The 20,801-nt window shown below is 43.4% G+C and carries 13 protein-coding genes and 1 riboswitch; of the genes, 6 read left to right on the top strand and 7 right to left on the bottom strand.

Annotated features, from left to right (window positions below):
* Nucleotides 1–28 precede the first annotated feature (28 nt).
* Nucleotides 29–3,373: a transcription-repair coupling factor gene (gene mfd, locus ACRZ9O_RS07590; protein ID WP_459457920.1), complete on the bottom strand. Its 3,345-nt coding sequence runs from the start codon at nucleotides 3,371–3,373 to the stop codon at nucleotides 29–31.
* 67 nt (nucleotides 3,374–3,440) lie between these two features.
* Nucleotides 3,441–3,535, top strand: a riboswitch (TPP riboswitch).
* A gap of 94 nt (nucleotides 3,536–3,629) precedes the next feature.
* On the opposite strand from mfd, the gene ACRZ9O_RS07585 reads away from it, so the two are divergent.
* A complete protein-coding gene (locus ACRZ9O_RS07585; protein WP_459457918.1) occupies nucleotides 3,630–5,999 on the top strand; it encodes a TonB-dependent receptor in 2,370 nt (789 codons plus the stop codon).
* Nucleotides 6,000–6,038: 39 nt separating this feature from the next.
* Here ACRZ9O_RS07585 and ACRZ9O_RS07580 read toward each other — a convergent pair whose 3' ends face one another.
* Nucleotides 6,039–6,776, bottom strand: coding sequence for a glycosyltransferase family 2 protein (locus ACRZ9O_RS07580; protein WP_377978996.1), 738 nt, complete (start codon nucleotides 6,774–6,776; stop codon nucleotides 6,039–6,041).
* Between the two features lie 52 nt (nucleotides 6,777–6,828).
* Here ACRZ9O_RS07580 and ACRZ9O_RS07575 point away from each other — a divergent pair, with 52 nt between their 5' ends.
* Nucleotides 6,829–7,887: a TerC/Alx family metal homeostasis membrane protein gene (locus ACRZ9O_RS07575; RefSeq protein WP_459458025.1), complete on the top strand. Its 1,059-nt coding sequence runs from the start codon at nucleotides 6,829–6,831 to the stop codon at nucleotides 7,885–7,887.
* Here ACRZ9O_RS07575 and ACRZ9O_RS07570 read toward each other — a convergent pair.
* Nucleotides 7,884–8,753 (bottom strand): AraC family transcriptional regulator, encoded by an 870-nt coding sequence (locus ACRZ9O_RS07570; RefSeq protein ID WP_459457915.1) that lies wholly within the window; start codon nucleotides 8,751–8,753, stop codon nucleotides 7,884–7,886. The genes ACRZ9O_RS07575 and ACRZ9O_RS07570 overlap by 4 nt on opposite strands.
* A gap of 127 nt (nucleotides 8,754–8,880) precedes the next feature.
* Here ACRZ9O_RS07570 and ACRZ9O_RS07565 point away from each other — a divergent pair, with 127 nt between their 5' ends.
* Nucleotides 8,881–9,669, top strand: coding sequence for a phytanoyl-CoA dioxygenase family protein (locus tag ACRZ9O_RS07565; RefSeq protein ID WP_459457913.1), 789 nt, complete (start codon nucleotides 8,881–8,883; stop codon nucleotides 9,667–9,669).
* A gap of 126 nt (nucleotides 9,670–9,795) precedes the next feature.
* On the opposite strand, the gene ACRZ9O_RS07560 is transcribed toward ACRZ9O_RS07565, so the two are convergent.
* Nucleotides 9,796–10,632, bottom strand: a complete 837-nt coding sequence (locus tag ACRZ9O_RS07560) for a dienelactone hydrolase family protein (RefSeq protein WP_459457911.1) — start codon at nucleotides 10,630–10,632, stop codon at nucleotides 9,796–9,798.
* An 85-nt stretch (nucleotides 10,633–10,717) separates the two neighbouring features.
* Between ACRZ9O_RS07560 and ACRZ9O_RS07555 the strand changes: the two genes are divergently transcribed.
* The gene (locus tag ACRZ9O_RS07555; protein WP_459457909.1) at nucleotides 10,718–14,086 is read left to right on the top strand and encodes a ThuA domain-containing protein; all 3,369 of its coding nucleotides are present in this window, start codon (nucleotides 10,718–10,720) and stop codon (nucleotides 14,084–14,086) included.
* A 47-nt stretch (nucleotides 14,087–14,133) separates the two neighbouring features.
* Here ACRZ9O_RS07555 and ACRZ9O_RS07550 read toward each other — a convergent pair whose 3' ends face one another.
* The 3 genes from ACRZ9O_RS07550 to glyA are packed head-to-tail and all read right to left on the bottom strand — an operon-like array spanning nucleotide 14,134 to nucleotide 18,181.
* Nucleotides 14,134–15,996, bottom strand: coding sequence for an ABC-F family ATP-binding cassette domain-containing protein (locus ACRZ9O_RS07550; protein ID WP_459457907.1), 1,863 nt, complete (start codon nucleotides 15,994–15,996; stop codon nucleotides 14,134–14,136).
* A 22-nt stretch (nucleotides 15,997–16,018) separates the two neighbouring features.
* Nucleotides 16,019–16,885, bottom strand: a complete 867-nt coding sequence (gene tatC / locus ACRZ9O_RS07545) for a twin-arginine translocase subunit TatC (protein WP_459457905.1) — start codon at nucleotides 16,883–16,885, stop codon at nucleotides 16,019–16,021.
* Nucleotides 16,886–16,891: 6 nt separating this feature from the next.
* Nucleotides 16,892–18,181 (bottom strand): serine hydroxymethyltransferase, encoded by a 1,290-nt coding sequence (glyA, locus tag ACRZ9O_RS07540; protein WP_459457903.1) that lies wholly within the window; start codon nucleotides 18,179–18,181, stop codon nucleotides 16,892–16,894.
* A gap of 151 nt (nucleotides 18,182–18,332) precedes the next feature.
* On the opposite strand from glyA, the gene ACRZ9O_RS07535 reads away from it, so the two are divergent.
* Complete coding sequence (locus tag ACRZ9O_RS07535) at nucleotides 18,333–20,333, top strand: protein-disulfide reductase DsbD family protein (RefSeq protein ID WP_459457901.1); 2,001 nt, start codon at nucleotides 18,333–18,335, stop codon at nucleotides 20,331–20,333.
* Nucleotides 20,333–20,779 carry a hypothetical protein gene (locus ACRZ9O_RS07530; RefSeq protein WP_459457899.1) on the top strand — a complete coding sequence of 149 codons (447 nt, stop codon included), beginning with the start codon at nucleotides 20,333–20,335 and terminating at the stop codon, nucleotides 20,777–20,779. Before ACRZ9O_RS07535 ends, ACRZ9O_RS07530 begins: the two co-directional genes overlap by 1 nt.
* The last annotated feature ends 22 nt before the right edge of the window (nucleotides 20,780–20,801 follow it).

Raw genomic sequence — 20,801 nt, 5'->3', positions numbered from 1 at the left:
CAATAGAATTAATTAACAAAGGTATTAATTACCCTAAAATATCCACTAAAATAGTATTTAATTCTTTAATACTACTCACCTTATCGATTTGCAAGATCATTTTTCCCGCTTTTTCTCTTAACTGACAAAGTCCCTTTTTGTTGTTTACGAATGAAATCACTTTAATCACTAGGCTTTGATCAAGTGGTCGAGCAGACTCTGATGAAACGAAATGAAACTTCAGATTATTGTTTTTCAAGAGGATTTTTTCGATTCCCAAAACCTGAGCCTTCCAACGACACTTCACTAATTCAATCATATCCTGGACCTCGTTCGGTAAATCACCGAAGCGGTCTTTAATCTCTTTAATAAAGGTAGCAAGCGTTTCTTCGTCCTCGATTTCGTCTAAACGGGTGTAGAGGGCAAGGCGTTCTGATATGCTAGTCACATATTCTTCTGGAATCAACACACGTAAATCAGTTTCGATCGTGCAATCCACTTTTAGCATTTCTGCTACTTGTTCTAGGTCGACTTCGAATAGTTTTCTAAACTCGTTTTCCTTCAATTCCTGCACTGCTTCATCGAGAATTTTATGGTACATGTCATATCCCAAATCATTGATAAAGCCACTTTGCTCCGCACCTAGTAGGTTTCCGGCACCGCGGATATCCAAGTCCCGCATCGCTACTTTGATTCCATCGCCTAGATCTGAGAATTCCTCTAACGCACTCAAACGCTTGCGCGCATCGCTCGTTAAATTTGCTAAAGAAGGGGTTGCCAGATAGCAATAAGCCTTTTTGTTGGATCTACCTACCCGGCCCCGCATTTGGTGCAAGTCCGAAAGCCCGAAATTGTTGGCATTTAAAATGAAGATCGTATTCGCATTAGGGATATCTAATCCCGATTCGATGATGTTTGTGGCTACGAGTACGTCGTAATGGCCTTCGATGAAGCCCATCATGATTTTCTCAAGCTGGTCGCCTTCCATTTGGCCGTGCGCAACAGCGATTTTAGCATCTGGGACTAAGCGTAAAATACGGTTCGCAATGCTTTCTAGTTCGCCAATTCGATTATATACCACGAAGACTTGACCCCCGCGGCTAATTTCTTCTCTAACCCCATCACGCAAAATTTCGTCTGATAGAACGACTAATTTCGTTTCCACCGGCTGGCGGTTGGGTGGAGGCGTGGCGATGATACTTAGATCGCGCGCACCCATTAAGGAGAAATGAAGTGTTCGTGGAATAGGGGTGGCTGTCAAAGTCAGCACATCCACATCTACGCGCATTTCTTTCAGGCGATCTTTTACTTTCACCCCAAACTTTTGCTCTTCATCGATGATCATCAAGCCCAATTGTTTGAAATGCACGTCCTTATTCACTAGACGGTGCGTTCCTATCAAAATATCAGTTTGTCCACTGGCAACCCGGGCCAATGTTTCGTTGATTTGCTTAGTCGATTTGAATCGATTAATGTATTCTACTTTGCAGGGGAATGCGGCCAGACGATCGTGGAAAGTGCGGTAATGTTGCATGGCTAACACGGTCGTGGGTACTAAAACGGCTACTTGTTTCGAATCCGCTACGGCTTTGAAGGCCGCACGAATGGCGATTTCTGTCTTACCAAAACCCACATCCCCACATACCAATCGGTCCATCGGATGCGGCTTCTCCATATCGATTTTTACATCGATAGTCGCTTTCGCCTGATCCGGTGTGTCTTCATATAGGAAGGATGATTCAAGTTCTGCTTGTAAATAGGTATCTGGCGAGAAGGAAAAACCGGGCGCATTCTTACGCTTGGCATAGAGGGATATTAACTCTTTGGCAATATCCTTTACCTGCTTCTTGACGCGCGATTTCTTGTTGTCCCAGTCGGGTGAACCTAGTTTCGACATCGCAGGAGGAGCTCCTTCCTTGCCAGAGTATTTGGATATTTTATGTAACGAATGAATCGAAACGGATAAGACGTCGTCGTCACGGTAAATCAAGCGAATCACTTCTTGTTCCCCATTCGCGGTTTCGACCAAATTCAATCCAGCAAAACGACCGATACCATAATCGATATGCGTGACGAAATCACCCACTTGCAATGACCGAAGTTCCTTCAAGGTCAAGGCCTTGTTCTTCGAGAACTTGTTCTTTTCCTTGTAGCGGTGGTAACGTTCAAATAGCTGGTGGTCCGGATAAAAGGCCACTTTCGTTTGTTCGTCCACAAAACCCTCACGCAAGGAAATCTGCAAAGGTTTGAACTGAATACTCGTATTGATCTCGTTAAAAATCACCTCGAGGCGCTCTAATTGACGCGGGGATTCGGAACTGATGATGTTGTGAAAACCGTGGGTTTGGTTGTCTAACAAGGTAGTTGCAAGTCGCTCGAAATCTTTTTGGAAGGCACCCGGATTCTTCGAAGGAAATACGATGGTTTCGGAATTTTTCAGATGAGATCTCTTACCAAATTCGATGCATGGGAAGCCCTGCAGTGATTTTTTAATCGTCTTTGCCGTTTCCCAACGTTCCTCCGGTTTATTCAACAGGTTGATGTCTGAGGACGAATTGACTTCGTAGACCATAGTCCCTTTCTCAAAATTCTCCGTCAGCACATCGCTCAAGATGTTCAGATCTTTGATCCAGATCTTCGTATGTTCTGGCAAAAAGGTAAAGAAAGATTCTCTTGTTTCTTGAATCAGTTTGGTCTGCACATCGGGGATGAGGTGCATCGCAGAAACGGATTGAATGGAAAGCTGGGTTTCTGGGTGGAAAGTTCGAATACTATCGACTTCATCCCCGAAAAAATCGATGCGGTAAGGATATTCCGCCGCATAAGAAAATACGTCTAAAATTCCTCCGCGCACGGAATATTGGCCTGCCTCGTAGACGAAATCCGTTCGTTCGAAATCATATTCGTTTAGCGTTTCCGCCACGAAATTGCGATCAATTTTATCTCCTACCCGGATAGATAAGGTGTTTTTGACCAAAGACTTTCGGTTAATCACCTTCTCAGTCATCGCCGCCGGATAGGTGACGATGGCGAGGCTTTGACCCGAATAATTACTTAAAATGTTGAGTACTTCCGCCCGCAACAATACGTTCGCGTTGTCGACTTCCTCCCATTCATAGGGTTTCTTGTGGGACATCGGAAATAAGGTCACGGAGGTATCCCCAATTAAGGCTTGAAGGTCGTTATAGACGTATTGCGCTTCTTCTTTTTCCTCGCAAATAATCAGAAAGGGCTGTTGCTCTTTTAAAAGAGCAGACATTAAAACGGTGTCGAGGGAGCCGCAGAGGCCTTTTAGGTGGAGGGATTCGCCCGGTTTGGACGTAGTTATCTTGTCAGAAATGCTTTGGACAATTCCGTCGCTCTGGTAGATACTTAGAAATTCTTTGACGATCATACGTGCAAAAATTCCCTACAAAATTTACGTAGGGCTTGCAAAGGTAGGAAATTTTGTATCTTTGTGCATCTACAAAAAGGGGTGCCTCTAAAAAAGGCTGAGATTATACCCATTGAACCTGATGCGGGTAGTGCCGTCGAAGGGATTTTGTTGAGTTTTTAGCGCTGAAAACTCAGAAAAAATCGTCAATGTAAGGGTTAAAAAGTTAAATCATAACAGGATTTGGCTCCTTTACCTGTTGCTAAAATTTCAAAAAATGAAAAAGGCAACAACGCTTATTATTACGCTTATTTTATGTGTGCAAAGTGTATTTGCACAAAAAGTACAGGGAACTGTTTTCGATCTGGAAACCAAAGCACCTTTATGGGGGGCTTCCGTTTCTGTAAAAGGAAGTCAGAAAGGAAATGTGACAGATGCTAAAGGGCATTTCTATCTAACCGTCTCGTCTGAGGCCGTTTTAGTCGTTAGATTTGTGGGCTATGAGCCCGTAGAAATCACCGCTGATAAAGCCAACCAAATCGCTCTGAAAAAATCCAATTTCTTACAAGATGAGGTTGTCGTAAAAGCGACGCGAGCGGATGAAAATTCGGCGATGGCCTATTCCAATGTGTCAGCAGAGGAATTAGGTAAAAGTAATTTGGGTCAGGATATGCCTCAATTACTTAACTTTACGCCTTCAGTTGTCACCACTTCTGACGCGGGGGCGGGCATTGGTTATACGGGTATTCGTATTCGTGGTTCCGATGCGACGCGAGTGAATGTGACCGTGAATGGTATTCCAATCAACGATTCGGAATCTCAAGGAACCTTCTGGGTGAATATGCCGGACTTTGCCAGTTCGGTGAATTCGGTCCAAATCCAACGCGGCGTGGGAACTTCTACCAATGGGGCTGGGGCTTTCGGCGGTTCTGTTAATATGCAGACCAATACGTTTGAGTCTAAGGCGTATGGAGAGGTACATGCCTCTGGGGGTTCTTTTGGAACGCTAAAAACAACAGTTAAGGCAGGTTCAGGACTTTTAGGAGGTAAGTTCACCTTAGATGGCCGTCTATCTCGGATTGTCTCGGATGGATTTATTGATCGCGCTTCCTCTAATTTGCTTTCTGCGTATTTTTCTGCGGGCTATTTTGGTGCAAAAAGTTTCATCCGGTTGAACTACTTTACCGGAAAAGAAAAGACCTATCAATCTTGGTATGGAACTCCAGAAAGCAGGGTCAATGGATCAGATTCAGAGATGCAGGCCTTTATCGACCGCAATTATTTGTCAGATGCAGATGCGAAGAACTTATTGAATAGCGGTCGCAGCTACAACTATTATACCTATGATAACCAAACGGATAATTACGCCCAGGATCACTATCAATTAATTACGAACCACCGGTTGACGGAAGCTTGGAACTTAGATTTGAATGCGCATTATACCTATGGTCGCGGGTACTTTGAGGAATTTAAGCCAGATGCGGATATGGAGAATTATGGGGTTAGCTCGATCGAAACGGCTAATGTGATTCGACGCAAATGGTTAGACAATGATTTTTATGGATCGACCTTTGCTTTCAATTATGCAGGTTCTCAGAAAATTAAATTTACGTTTGGTGGCGCATGGAATCGCTATATTGGCCGTCATTTCGGTGTTTTGCAGGATCCATTGCCGGGGACTGAATGGTACCGCAGTCGTTCTCAAAAAACCGATGTAAACCTGTATGCGAAAGGGAATATTATGTTGTCTTCGGCATTAAATGCTTATGTAGATTTACAATATCGGACGGTGGGCTACCGCATGTTAGGAACAGCAGATAAGTTTTTGTTGTTAGATTCCGATAATTCGTATTCTTTTTTTAATCCTAAATTTGGTCTAACACATCAATTGTCAGAAAAATCGAAAGTATATGGTTCTGTCTCAGCGGGAAGTAAAGAGCCTAGTCGCCAGGATTTTGTGGATAATGCAGCTGGTGCGCCTCGTCCGGAATACCTGCAGGATTATGAGTTAGGCTATGAGCGTTCAGGCCAAAAATATGGATTCCAATTGAATGGTTATTTCATGAATTACCAGGATCAATTGGTGTTGACAGGGGCTGTCAATTCTACAGGCGATGCCATTCGGACAAATGTGGAATCGAGTTACCGTTTAGGGATAGAGGCATCGCTTAATTACCAAATTTCGAAACGTCTACTTTGGAATGGGAATGTAACTTTAAGCCAAAATCGCATCCGTCAATTCAAGGAGGAAATCGTTGATTATGAAACCTATGATGTCGCTTTCATTCAGCACGAAAACACAGCTATTGCCTATTCTCCATCCCTTATTGCAGGAAATACCCTTTCCTATTCTGTAGGCGCATTCGAGGCGAGTATATTGAGCAAGTATGTAGGTAAACAATATTTGGACAATACCTCAGATGAGGAGCGTTCGCTCAAAGCATACACGACACAAGATATTCGATTAAAATACACGATAAAGAAAGGCCCAGCTCTAACCTTATTATTGTATAATGTGTTGAACGAGCTATATTCTTCTAACGGCTACACCTATTCGTATCGTTATGGGGGCGCGACGACCACCGAGAATTTCTACTATCCGCAAGCCGGATTTAATTTCTTGCTAGGAGCAAGTATTCGGTTCTAAATTAAGAAGCCTCAGATTTTACAGTCTGAGGCTTTTTTATTAGTTCATTAAATCCCATTTCCAACCCCATTTCGCGAGGCGGTAGCGGACAGAATACCAAAGTACGCCTAGTCCGTAGATGGAACTGCGTTTGAAGTTAATGGAGGAGGCTTCGTCGAAATACTTGGTTGGACAAGTCACTTCGCCTACCTCGAATCCTTTCCAGAAAAGCTGCAAAACCATTTGATTGTCAAAGATGAAATCATCGTCGCATTTCGTGAATTTCACGGCTTCTAAAGCTTCTTTCGAAAACGCACGGTAACCCGTGTGGTATTCCGACAGCTTTTGGTCAATCATGATATTCTGAAACAAGGTCAACAAGCGATTTGCAATGTATTTGTAAATCGGCATCCCGCCCTTTAATGCGCCTTTTCCTAAGATGCGAGAAGCAAAAACGACGGGGTACAAGCCATTCCCAATGATGGAAATCATGGCTTTCAATAACATAGGAGTATATTGGTAATCTGGGTGCAACATGATCACGATGTCGCCGCCTAATTCTAAAGCTTTCGTATAGCAGGTCTTTTGATTTCCCCCGTAGCCGAGGTTTTTATCGTGTCTAATGACGTGCTTAATGCCTACCGCTTTTGCTACTTCAACGGTATTGTCAGGGCTGTGGTCATCCACTAATATTACCTCGTCTACCCAATCGTGAGGTATTTCATGGTATGTTTTTTCCAGGGTTAGCGCTGCCTTGTAAGCGGGCATAACGACAATGACCTTTTTGCCTTCGTACATAAATTTTCTGAGCTATTTTTGCGACCTTTGTGCGGCCAAAGTGTAAAATTAAATATTTATGAGCGAAACGCTATTTTTTCTTCTTTTTTCAGTGGGTGTGATGGCAGTAATGCTAATCGATTTGGGGGTGTTTAAGAAAGAGACTGCCGAAGAAGTGACCTTTAGAGAAGCAGGTTTCTGGACTGGAATGTGGGTTTTGTTAGCGATTGTGTTTTATATTTTCTTAGGCTATAATGGCGGAATGGTACATGGCATTACGGATATGCAAAGCTTGAAAGCGGTGCAGCAGGCCTATGCCTCGCACATTGATTTAGGGACTGGTTCTTACCTAGAAGCTTTGGCTATTTTCCAGAACAATCTTTCGCTAGAGTTTATTACGGGCTATCTAGTAGAGTATTCTTTGTCGGCTGATAACGTATTCGTCTTTATTTTAATCTTTAATTCTTTTGGGGTCCAAAAACGCTACTACAAGAAAATCCTCGTTTGGGGTATCTTGGGAGCTATTATTTTGCGATTGATATTCATCTTTTTAGGGGCGGCTTTATTGCAGAAATTTGATTGGATTATCTACGTTTTTGGGGCATTTCTGGTCTACACCGGTGTAAAGATTTTGTTTTCTAAACATGAAGAAGAGGAGATTGATACCGCTAATCATCCGGTTGTTCGTTTGTTATCTCGGTTCTTTAATGTGTACAAACGAAATGTGATTGGGCATTTTTTCGTACGAATGAAGAATACGGGTAAAATTTTTATCACACCTATTTTTATCGTCGTGGTGGTTATTTCATTTACCGATATTCTTTTCGCTGTGGATTCGATTCCAGCGATTTTCTCTATCTCGAAAGATCCCTATATCGTCTTCTTTTCGAACGTGTTTGCCGTGATGGGCCTTCGTTCTTTGTTTTTCTTCTTATCTAGCTTAATGGGTTTGTTTCGCTTCTTGCCTATGGGTTTAGGCGTATTATTAAGCTTTGTGGGAGGCAAGATGTTAGCACATTCGAAGCTGGAGGAATTGGGTTTTGGAACGCTTTCGTCTTTAGGAGTTATTATTGGAATCTTAACAATTAGTATCTTATTGAGCGTTTTGCTTCCAGAAAAGAAAAAGGCTTAATGCCATTCTTTAACCATTTTGCGGTATTGAAGAGGGGGCGTTTTCATCCAGGCTTTGAACTGTTTATTGAAATGAGAAAGATTGCCAAAACCACTCTCAAAACACACTTCTATCATCGGTTTATTTGTCGTTCGCAATAAAGTACACGCGTGCTTTACCCGAAACTCAGTCACTAATTCCACAAACGTTTTATTCGTCACCTTTTTGAAATAGCGGCAAAAAGCAGTCTCTGTCATATTAGCTAGATGAGCTACCTCGTCTAAGTGCACTTCTTGAGTGTAATTAGCGATCACATACGCATATACTCGATTAATTCGCTCTAAATCTCCCTCTGCAATGGCATAATTGCCTTCCGCAGTTTCGATGGGTTGTACATCCGCCGTTGAAATTCCGATGGTATGTAATATCTGCAAGAAGGAGATTAATTGTGGGAACGGAGGCATGTCTACTAACGCTAACATATCTCTTGCGATGCGATCTTGTGTAGGACCTACGATAGAGAATCCTGTTTTGGCTTTTTCCATCAGGTTTTTCAACCCGAGACAAGCCTCATTCGAAAGAAAATCTTCACCTAAAAAATCACGGCGAAAATGAATCACCAAAGCTTGGGCGCCATCCGATTCGACCTCATCTTGCAACCAATCTTTCCGGTGATTTTGCCAGCAATGAGGTAGGTTACCCCCTAGAAGAACAAGATCACCAGGTCTGAAGTCAGCAATTTGATTGCCGATAAATCGTTTTCCTTCCCCTGCGATGATTAATGTTAATTCTAGCTCTGGATGAAAGTGATAAGGAGCATCAAACCGTGCCTGTTTTACTAGTTTGATTTGAAATCCTGAGGTAAGGTGTTCGCGCTGTGCTCTCATTTAATTTTAGCCTATTTGGTTGCTGAAAATCGGAATAAGGTAAAATTGCATCTTTTTTGGTCAAAATAATGGTAGCCTGTCGAAATTTTTTTAGAAAACTTTGTCAAAATTTAATTCCATTAAAAAGATGTTACAACACCCCTATTCCGTATCCGCCGAGGATCGTTCTTATTTTGCTACCAACGGTCATATTTATTTGCCAGGTTTAATTACATCGGCTGAATTACAACCCTATCGACAAGCGATTATCGATTGGGCTGCCGATTTTCGTGCGCAACAAAAGCCGATGGAAGAGCGTGATACCTATGGGAAAGCTTTTTTACAAATGATGAATTTGTGGGAAACATCAGAAACGGTGAAGGAATTTACCTTAGCGAAGCGTTTTGCGGGTGTGGCTGCACAATTACTAGGAGTTAAAAATGTTCGACTATACCACGATCAAGCTTTATTTAAAGAGCCAGGTGGAGGGCATACGCCTTGGCATCAAGATCAATCTTATTGGCCTTTGGATACACCTAAAACCGTGACGATGTGGATGCCATTGGTGGATATTGAAGAAGGAATGGGAATGTTGACTTTTGCCTCTAAATCAGCAGGAGCTGACTTGCCTAAGATTGAAATTTCGGATCAATCAGAAGCCTTAATCGGCGACTACGTTTCAAAACAAGGATATGAAATTGTGGCTCAAAAATCCATGAAAGCCGGTGATGCCACCTTCCACCTGGGTTGGACGCTACACAATGCACCAGGTAACGAATCAACTAAAATGCGGGAGGTGATGACGATTATCTACATGGATGCAGATGCACACGTTACCGAGCCATTAAACCCTAATCAAGAAGCTGACCGCCAGCGTTGGCTACAAGGTCTAGCTCCAGGTTCACCAGCTGCGTCTGCTCTAAACCCGCTTATTTAAGGTTAGGGCAGTCGCAGTCTTTTTTCTTAAATAAGGACCATTTTTTCTTGTAAAGCTTGGGCTGGCGTTGACTTGCACAGGAGCCTGCGAGTATGGCTATACAAAGAAGTAAAAGTAGATAACGCATTATTTTAAACGTGTTTTAAAGTAATTTATCGCTAATCCCCAAGCCTCTTCCGTAGCTACTTTATCATAGGCAGGGTTTGATGGATTCGCAAAGGCGTGTTGCGCATCGAATATTTTTGTTTGGATTCCTTTGCCTGCCGTCTTCATATTCGCCTCAAATTCCTTTACTACCGTCGGGTTTATAAATTGCTCTTTTCCAGCAAATAGCCCCAAAACATCTGTTTGCAATAATTTCAATTGCTCTACTTCCTTCACTGGCATTCCATAATACATCACGCAAGCAGCCGCTTGCTTGCCTGCTAAAATGGATGCTTTTAAGGATAAAGATCCGCCAAAACACCAACCCACTGTCGCTATTTTCGCTTTAGGGCCCGCAAACGCAATGGCCCCTTTGATGATCGCTTCTAAACGTGCTGGACTAGCACCGCCCATATACTTTGCTGCGTCTTCGCGCGTGGTGGCCACTTTTCCATCGTACATATCGACAGCTAAGACGTTCACGTTGCCTAAAGTACTGTAGAAATGCTCTGCCTCTCTTTTGATGTGGTCATTTAGGCCCCACCATTCTTGGAAAACCAATAGTGTATATTCGGTCGGTTTGTCGGCAGGAATGTAAAAGCCTTTCGCCATCTGGTCGTCCGGCGTCTTGAATTCGACCATCACTCCACCTGCTTTGCTGACGTGGTGGTAAGGCTTCGGAAGTGCGTGCGATTTAATAAAGGTTTTATTGGAGGCCAAAAGCTGCATTCCGTCTTTTTTAACGAAGCAACATGAGACTTGAGAAAAGGCGAAAAACGAGGTGAAAACGAGTGCCAGAGTTGCGATATATTTTTTCATAGCTTGATTTGAGAAATTTTTTCTTAAATGTAGCCGAAAATTTCTGTTTTGACCTAACTTTGTCCCAAACCTATTTATAGTCCTTATGAAAAATACTTCGTTCGGAATTCTCCGAATCACTCTTGTCATTGCTCTTTTTGTTTCCACTCTTTCCGTTTTTGCACAGGCAGCAAATCCTTTAACAGGAAAGAAAATTTTAGTTTATTCTGCAACAAAAGGCTATCGCCACTCCTCTATTAAGCCGGGTCAAATCGCCTTATTTAAGATGGCGAAAGAAAAAGGATTTTCTGTCGATACGACTGAGAATGCGGCTAATTTCACGGAAAAGAATTTAAAACAATACCGCATAATTGTATTTTTAAACACGACTTCTAACGTATTAAACGATGTGCAACAAATTGCTTTTGAGCGTTATATCCAGGCTGGCGGGGCCTATTTTGGTATTCACGCAGCCACAGATACAGAATACGACTGGGCTTGGTATACGAAGTTAGCCGGTGGTCAATTTGCCTCTCACCCGGGTAATCCGAATGTCCAAAAAGGGAAATTCACCGCGGTAGATCGCACACACATTTCAACGGCGCACATGCCAGAAACTTTCGATCGTACGGACGAATTTTACGATACGAAGAACTTCAATAAAGATGTTAAAGTTTTAATCACACTTGATGAAAAGTCATACAAAGATGGTAAAATGGGTGATTTTCACCCGATGGCTTGGTACCACGAATACGATGGTGGCCGTGCTTTCTATACGAACTGGGGACACACTCATGAGTCATTTGAAGAGCCTATTGTGGTGCAACATATTTGGGGTGCTTTGCAATGGTTAGCTTCGGGTCGCCCACAAGATTATACGAAGAAATTACGTTCTGAGTTGCCTCCAGAGGAGAACCGTTTCAACAAAGTGGTTTTAGATCGCAATTTAGATGAGCCTACAGAATTAGCGGTGACGGATGCCGGAAAGGTATTTTTTGGAGAGCGCAAGGGTAAATTAAAGATGTATGATCCTAAGAAGGGAAAGACAAAGGTCGTTGCTGATTTGGACGTATTCTCTAAATTCGAATATGGTTTAATGGGGGTTAATATTGACCCAGATTATAACAAGAATCACTGGATGTACCTATTCTATTCTCCTCAAACGGGGAAAGCAGATACGGCGCAACACTTATCTCGTTTTACCTATGATGACGTGAATGATACCTTAATTATGAGTTCAGAAAAGGTTATTTTACGTGTACCAGTAAAGCGTGACGGATGTTGCCATACAGGTGGTTCCATCGCTTGGGATAAATCAGGTAACTTGTTCTTATCTACTGGGGATGACACGAATCCATTTGATTCGAACGGTTATGGACCTATGGATAATCGTCCAGGACGTTCAGGTTGGGATGCACGTGCTTCCTCTTCAAATACGAATGATTTGAGAGGAAAGATTTTGCGTATCAAGCCCACTCCAGAAGGTGGATATACAATCCCAGAAGGCAATTTGTATCCGGCAGGTATCTACCATGCTAAGCCAGAAATCTATGTGATGGGTAACCGTAATCCTTACCGTATTTCGGTGGATAAGCGTACAGGTTTCTTGTATTGGGGTGAAGTAGGTCCGGATGCGGGAGAGGATTCGAAGAAATATGGTCCTCGTGGTCATGATGAAGTGAATCAAGCGCGTCAGGCAGGTTATTTTGGGTGGCCATTGTTTGTAGCGGATAACCGTCCATACAACCAGCGTGATTTTGCGAATGATAGTACGTGGGCTACGTTTAATCCCAAAGCGCCTATCAACACCTCGCCTCACAACACAGGATTTTCTCATTTACCAGCAGCTCAAAAAGCGTTCATCTACTATCCTTATGTAGATTCTCCAGAGTTTGGTCCGGTAATTTCCAAAGGTTCTCGTAATGCGATGGCTGGTCCGATCTACTATAGAGACGATTTTCCAGCAACTTCGAAGACTAAATTTCCTGCCTATTATGATGGTAAGTTCTTCGCTTATGATTGGTCACGCGATTTAATCTATGCTGTTTCGATGAATGATAAAGGAGATTTCGTTCAGATGGAGCGTTTCCTTCCTAATATGACTTTCTCTCATCCAATAGACTTAGAGTTTGATAAGAATGGTACAATGTACGGCTTAGAATATGGCCCTAACTGGTTTGCCGCAAGTGAAGAAGCAGCCTTATATAAAATTGAATACAACGCGGGTAACAGAACTCCTAAGGTGATAGTGGCGGTAGACAAGTCGGTAGGTGCTTTGCCTTTAAAAGCAAAATTCTCTTCCGTTGGAACCGTTGATTATGATGGAGATGCCATCAAATACACATGGAATTTTGGAGATGGCGGCACAAGTACGGCTGCTAATCCAATGCACGTATTTACAAAAGCAGGTGTGTACAATGTAAGATTGACCGTGAAAGATGCGGCTGGAAATTCAAAATCAGAGGTGGTCAAAATCACGGCGGGTAATGAAGTGCCAGCGGTAGATGTCACGATTGAAGGGAACAAATCCTTCTATTGGAATGACAAGCCAGTAACTTATAAGGTTTCGGTTCAGGATAAAGAAGATGGTAGCCTAGCGAATAAAAAAATTACAGAAGATGAAGTAATGATGCAAATCGATTACTTAGAAGGATTTGATAAAACGGTAATCGCGCAAGGTCACCAAGCAAACACTTCTTTATCTACAGGTAAGCGTTTGATCGATTTATCTGATTGCAAGACGTGTCACGCGATCGACAAAAAGTCGGTAGGACCTTCTTATACAGATGTCAGCAAGAAATACCCTGCTAGCTCACAAAACATCGACGAATTATCGAAGAAGATTATTAACGGTGGTGGTGGTGTTTGGGGAGAGAATGCGATGGCAGCTCACCCACAAGTTTCTGTAGCTGACGCTCGTGAGATGGTGAAATACATCTTAGGGCTAGCCGATAAAAAGAAGGCATCGAAGCCAGTGGCTGGACAATATGTACCACAAGACAAAGGGAAGCCAGGTACCTTTATCTTCCGTGCGATGTACACAGATAAAGGGGCAGGTAAAATTGCACCGGTGACAGGTTCTAAAGTCGTGACTTTGCGCGATGCGAAGTTCCCTGCAGTTAGCGCAGATGCTTCGGCTAAAACAATGAAGTTTAAAGTGGACGGAATCGGCGAAATCTTAGTAGCAACGGGTGCTGGTGGATATGCTCGTTATGATGCCATCGACTTAACAGGCATCAAGAACTTATCGGTAATGGCGAGCTATATGGCGGGTCAAACAGTAGGAGGTCAATTAGAACTTAGAACAGGTAGCGTGACAGGTCCGTTATTAGGTTCTGTGGAAGTAAACGCTACCAAAGCTTACAACTTCCCTATTAACACTTCAGGCGTTCATGATGTCTACTTAGTGTTTGTGAATGACAAGGTGAAAGAAGGAGCGCTTTATGCGTTGATGAATTTGAACTTCCAGAATTAATCTCGAAGTCTTATAGCGAAAAAAGCCCCGAGCGATCGGGGCTTTTTTTATGCTCTTTCGGATAAGTCAAGCCATCTTAGCTCTTTCTCTTCTAGCTTATTCTTGATGTCCTCGATGGCTTTCGCCCAGTCGGTTAACAATTGAAAGTCTTCCGAACCTTGGTTGAGCTTTTCGACGAAGGATTCTTTCTCGATTTCCAAAGCGGCCATCTCCTTTTCTAATTCCTCGAATTCCTTTTGTTCTTTGAAGCTGAGTTTAGGGCCTTTCGGTGTAACGGGGGCCGATGTCGAAGGAGCCTTTACTGGACTTTGCTTAGCGACTGGTTCATTCTCCTTGTTTTCTAAGGCAATGCGGTAATCTGTATAGTTTCCATTGAAGAAGTTAACCTCGCCTTCGCCTTCCACTAGGATCAATTGATCTACTAAATTATCCATGAAATAACGATCATGGGAAACGAGTAACAGACAGCCTTGGAATTCCGTTAGGAAGTCTTCTAAGAGTTGTAAGGTATCTAAATCGAGATCATTGGTGGGCTCATCGAGAATCAAGAAATTGGGATTCTTTACGAGCACGCGCATTAATTGCAAACGCTTCTTTTCGCCACCACTTAGCTTTTCCACAGGTGTGTATTGCTGGGCAGTAGGGAATAAGAATTTGCTCAAAAACTGGCTCGGGCTGAGTGATTCGTTCTTTCCGTAGGGAATGACTTCGGCGATCTCGGTGATCGTGTCGATGACGCGTTGTTCTGGGCGGAAATCGAAAGGGATTTGGGTATAATAGCCCACCACTAAAGTTTCACCTGGATCGATAGTGCCTGAATCGGGTTGTTCTAAACCGGTTAAGAGTTGTAAGAACGTCGTTTTGCCGGCGCCGTTCTTGCCTACGATACCGATGCGGTCCTTTTTCTTAAACGTATAGGTGAAATCGTTGATAATCTTCTTGTCTCCCCAAGCCTTTTTCAAGTGGTTGATTTCGATGATCTTGTTGCCTAGACGGGACATTTGGATGTTTAATTCCAACTTGCTGTCGTCTAGTTTTTTGTTTGCTTTTTCTTCTGTCTCATAGAAGGCATCGATGCGAGATTGGGACTTGGTTCCACGCGCTTTTGGTTGCTTGCGCATCCACTCGAGTTCCTTGCGGTAGAGGTTTTTTGCCTTCGAAACGCTGCTGGCATCTGAGGCTTCTCGTTCGGCTTTTTTCTCTAGGAAATAGGCGTAATTGCCTTCGTAGGTGTAGATGGAGCCGTCGGCTAATTCCATCATTTTGTTGCAGACCTTATCTAGGAAATAGCGATCGTGGGACACGACTAAGACGGTGACGTTAGGTCCGGACATGATTCCTTCGAGCCACTCGATGGTTTCGATGTCCAAATGGTTAGTCGGCTCATCCAGAATCATAATATCTGGACTTTCGATGAGAAGCTTAGCGAGGGACAGACGTTTCTTTTGGCCACCGGATAAAGTAGAAACTTTTTGGTCGCCATCTGGAATGCCTAAGCGGCTGATGATTTGTTTCGCACGTGCCTCGTAATCCCAGGCGTTGTGGGCTTCCATTAAAGCGAAGGCGTCTTCGAGTTCTTTTGAATCACCGGAAAGCATCGCTTTCTCATAGGATTTGATCGCTACTGCGCTCGGTAAATCGTCCGAGAATAGGTAGTTAAGCACTTGTTCGTTTTCGGCGAAAATGGGATTCTGCGGTAGATAACCTACGCGAATTCCTTTGCGGATGGAAATATTTCCCTCGTCTGGTGTTTGCATTCCCATCAGGGATTCCATCAAGGTGGTTTTTCCCGTCCCGTTTTTTCCGATGAGGGCTACTTTTTCGCCTTTTTGGAGGCCAAAAAATAAACCTTTAAACACCCATCTTTCGCCTAGGTTGCGTGATATGTTCTCCGCCGATAAATAATTCATTCGTTTGTTGTTGAGAATTCGATTAAGAATTCGATTCCATCTCTTCTTCTCTCATTTTACGCTTCAAGACACGGCCTGAAACGCCGATACTGACTTCATACAAGCCTAAGAGTGGGAATGCCACTAAAAGTTGTGAAATCACATCTGGGGAAGGAGTGATGATCGCCGCCACGATAAAAATGACAATAAGGGCATGTCTGCGATATTCCCGCATGAAGGACGGGGTTAAAATGCCTACTTGTGATAGCACATAGGCTACCATGGGTAATTGAAATGTGATACCACAGGCCAAAGTCAACATAGATAACAACGAAATGTAATCGTTGATATCGAACTGGTTTTGAATCGTAGGATCTAATTTAAAATTAGCTAGAAAGTTAATCGCCATGGGGGCAACTACATAATAGCCGAATGCAACTCCGCTAAAAAATAAGAGGGATACCCAAAAAACTGCCCCGCGTGCCGCGTTTAACTCTTTGCTTTTCAAGCCAGGTTTAATGAAGCGCCATAATTCATGGAACATGTACGGGAATGCAAACAATAGACCTACAATGATAGATTGTGTCAATGCCATCATGAATTGTCCAGAAACCTCTCTACTTTGAAGAATAAAATCTGCCTTCTGCATGCACAAACTTGGCATATTGAAGAGGTCAGCGGCTTGACATAGGATTTGGTTCGTATAAAAATCCGTCTTTGTAGGACCTAAAATAATCGTGCTGAAGATGAATTCACGGAAGAACCAAGCGGCCACCGCAAAGACAAAAAAGGAAGCAACAGATCGCAGAATATGCCATCTTAATTCTTCTAAATGACCTAGGAAGGACATCTCTGTGCCATCCGATGCGTCATCGTCGTCGAAATCGTCAAAATCTTGATCTGCTGCCATGTGTTATTATAGATATAATGGGAATTGTTTCACCCACTCATTCACTTCTCCTTTGATTGATTTCAATACCGCCTCGTTATCGTGGTTCATTAAGGCCTTGTCGACCATCTCCACGATTTGAGACATATCTGATTCTTTTAAACCACGTGTCGTCATCGCCGCTGTTCCCACACGCATACCTGAGGTAACGAATGGAGACTTGTCATCGAATGGAACCATGTTTTTGTTAATCGTGATATCGGCTTGAATCAAGGTATTCTCCGCTAATTTACCGCTCAAACCTTTCGGACGTAGGTCAATTAACATCAAGTGATTGTCTGTACCTCCAGAGATGATATCGTAACCTTTCGCTAAAAAGGCCTTCGCCATCGCTTGGGCATTCGACTGCACTTGCTTCGCATATGCCTCGAATGTAGGAGTTAATGCCTCGCCAAAAGCAATCGCTTTCGCCGCAATCACGTGCTCTAATGGACCACCCTGCGTACCTGGGAACACGGCGCCATCTAAGCAGGCAGACATCATTTTTAATTCTCCTTTTAAGGTCTTAAAGCCAAATGGATTCTCAAAATCATTCCCCATCATGATCAAACCACCACGTGGTCCACGAAGTGTTTTGTGCGTCGTAGTCGTAATAATGTGGCAATGTTGAACCGGGTTATTTAATAAACCCTTCGCGATTAACGCAGATGGGTGTGAAATATCAGCTAATAAAATCGCTCCTACTTGGTCAGCGATCGCGCGAAGACGGGCATAATCCCAATCACGAGAATAAGCAGACGCGCCACAAATGATCAATCTTGGTTTCTCTTTTAACGCAGTCGCCTCTACTTTGTCCCAATCGATCAAACCAGTTTCTTTTTCTACCCCGTAGAAGAATGCTTGGAAATATTTTCCCGAGAAATTCACTGGAGAACCGTGTGATAAGTGACCACCGTGTGATAAATCAAATCCTAAGATTTTATCGCCTGGGTTTAAGAACGATAAGAATACTGCCGCATTCGCTTGCGCTCCAGAGTGAGGTTGAACGTTTGCCCATGTCGCGCCGAATAATTTCTTTGCCCGCTCAATCGCTAAGGTCTCCACTTCATCCACTACTTCACAACCCCCATAATAACGCTTTCCGGGTAGACCTTCCGCGTATTTGTTGGTTAAAACACTTCCCTGTGCTTCCATCACTTGTGGCGATGTGAAGTTTTCCGAGGCGATTAATTCAATGCCAAATTCTTGGCGGTGTGCCTCCTGGTTAATCAGGTCAAAAATCTCTTTATCTCGTTGTGTAGGGAAAGTGGATGCCATAAAAATCGAATGGGGTCTGGATTACAATTTGAAAGGTCAAAAGTACGTTTTTTTCTCCAAATTGAAAAACGAAAAGCCGCTATAATAAGACAAATATCACGCGCGTTTCCGCGCTTTTTTCTTAATTTTGGTTTTGCATTTTGAGACAAACATGAAATTAAAATATATCGCCTTTCTTTTGTTCGCATTTATGGCCATTCCGGCTTTAGCGCAAAAGATTACCCCTGCTAAATGGTCTTGGTCGATCAAACCTGCTAACCCTAAAGTGGGGGAGCAAGCTGAGGTCATTTTTAAAGTCGCGATCGAGAAAGATTGGTATTTGTATTCATCTGACTTCGATAAAGATTTAGGCCCCACGGTAACAACCGTTACCTTTAAACCGGGCGCTGGTTACCAAACAGTGGGTGGCTTGAAAGCGATTAACCCGCACTCGAAAAACGATACCGAGATTTGGAACGGTACCTACACCTACTTTACTGATCAGGCTGAATTCCGCCAAAAAGTGAAAATCACCACCTCGGATTACACGATCGAGGGCTCTTACGATTCACAATCTTGCTCGAATGTTTCAGGTCTTTGTGTTCCTATACGAGGGGCATTTAGTTTAAAAGGTAAAGCAGAGATGGCGGCGGTTGTGGATACGCCAGTTGCTGCCGTCGTGCAACCAGCGGTGACTGTGGATTCAGTGGTTGCCAAACCTGCCGCAGTAGCGACGCCCACAGAAACACCCGAAGACGAATCTCTTTTCGCTTTCTTTTGGATCGCCTTAGGTGCTGGATTCCTTGCCCTATTAACACCTTGCGTCTATCCATTAATTCCGATGACCGTGAGTTTCTTCACCAAACAAAAGGGTGGAAAAGGCTTAGCGTTTTTATATGGAGGATTTATCGTTTTGATCTATGTGTTTTTCGGGACGCTATTAGCCTTCTTCGCTGGAGCGAGTTTCGCGAACTTCCTAAGCACGCACTGGATCCCAAATATGCTCTTCTTTACGATATTTATCTTGTTCGGTATTTCGTTCTTAGGGGCGTTTGAAATTGTATTGCCATCGAATTTAGTGAACACGGTAGATGCGAAGTCGGATAAAGGTGGATTCATCGGCGTGTTCTTTATGGCCTTCACTCTTGTATTAGTTTCCTTTTCTTGCACGGGACCACTCGCTGGATCTATCTTGATAGCGGCCTCACAAGGTGCTTTCTTGAAGCCGATCATTGGGATGCTTGGCTTCTCCCTAGCCTTTGCGATTCCGTTTACGATGTTCGCGATTTTCCCTGGCTTTATGCAAAAACTGCCTAAGTCGGGAAATTGGATGAACGAGGTGAAAGTCGTTTTAGGCTTCTTGGAAATCGCTTTAGCGTTTAAATTCTTAAGCATGGCAGACCAGGTGTACCATTGGCATCTATTGGATCGCGAGATCTTCTTAGCGATTTGGATTGCGATCTTTACGGCTTTGACCTTGTATTTATTCGGTAAGATTTCCTTGCCACACGATGGCCCTGCGAAGAATCTGTCAGTTCCACGTACCTTATTTGCGACGGCGGTTTTAGCCTTTGTCATTTACTTGGTTCCAGGGATGTTCGGAGCGCCATTGAAGGGCCTTTCGGGCTGGTTGCCACCGATGAATTCACAGGATTTCAAAGGATCGCAAGCCGTTGAGCCTGTTGCACCAACAAATAATGCTTTATACAGCGATTTCTTAGAGTTGCCTTTAGGTCTCGATGGTTATTTCGATTTCGAACAGGCGAAAGCCGCTGCGTTGAAGGCAAACAAACCTTTGTTTATCGACTTTACGGGTCACGGTTGTGTGAATTGCCGCAAGATGGAGGAATATGTGTGGTCAGATCCAGCAGTTTTGCAGCGTTTAAAGGAGGATTACATCGTGGTCGCATTGTATTGCGACGATAAGACGGAATTGCCTGCTTCGAAATGGTATACTTCGAAAGTGGACGGACAGGAGAAGAAGACATTAGGGGACCAAAACCTCGACTTCCAAATCTCCCGCTTCAACTCGAACGCGCAACCGCATTATGTTTTGCTAGACCCACGCAAAGACGATAAGCCGATGGTTCAACCGGTAGCTTTCGATGCGAATGTTTCTCACTTTGTTAGCTTCTTAGACGAAGGTAAATCCATCTTTCAATCCGCGAAATAATGTCTTGGGCAGCCTATTCTGGTGTAATGATCGCCACGGGATTAAAGTTTATTGCTGGACCAATCACGGGTTTTAGCCTAGGCTTAGCATGGTACGAAACCGTACTTTTTACTTGGCTTGGAGCGATGGCTACGGTTACGATCATTGTTACGTTAGGAAAAGCCATCTTGGGTTTGATTGCCAAATACCGAACCACCAAACCAAAGATTTTCTCCAAACGTATTCGCTATGCGGTAGATATCTGGCAGCGTTTCGGAATGAAAGGAATTGCCGCCTTGACGCCCTTGATTTTTACTCCGATTGGAGGTAGTTTGTTATCGCTGTCATTTAAAGTCCCTACCCCGCGAATCCTATTCTTGATGGGAATCTCTTCGCTGATCTGGTCGCTCATCTATGTGGCGGGTATTTACCAACTGACTTTTTTAAGGGATATGCTGGTGCATTAATCGCGCGACTCTCGCGAAAGAG

This window comes from Aquirufa sp. HETE-40SA (assembly GCF_054558635.1).
The sequence above is the reverse complement of the archived record's forward strand: the minus strand, read 5'-3'. Positions and strand labels throughout refer to the sequence as shown.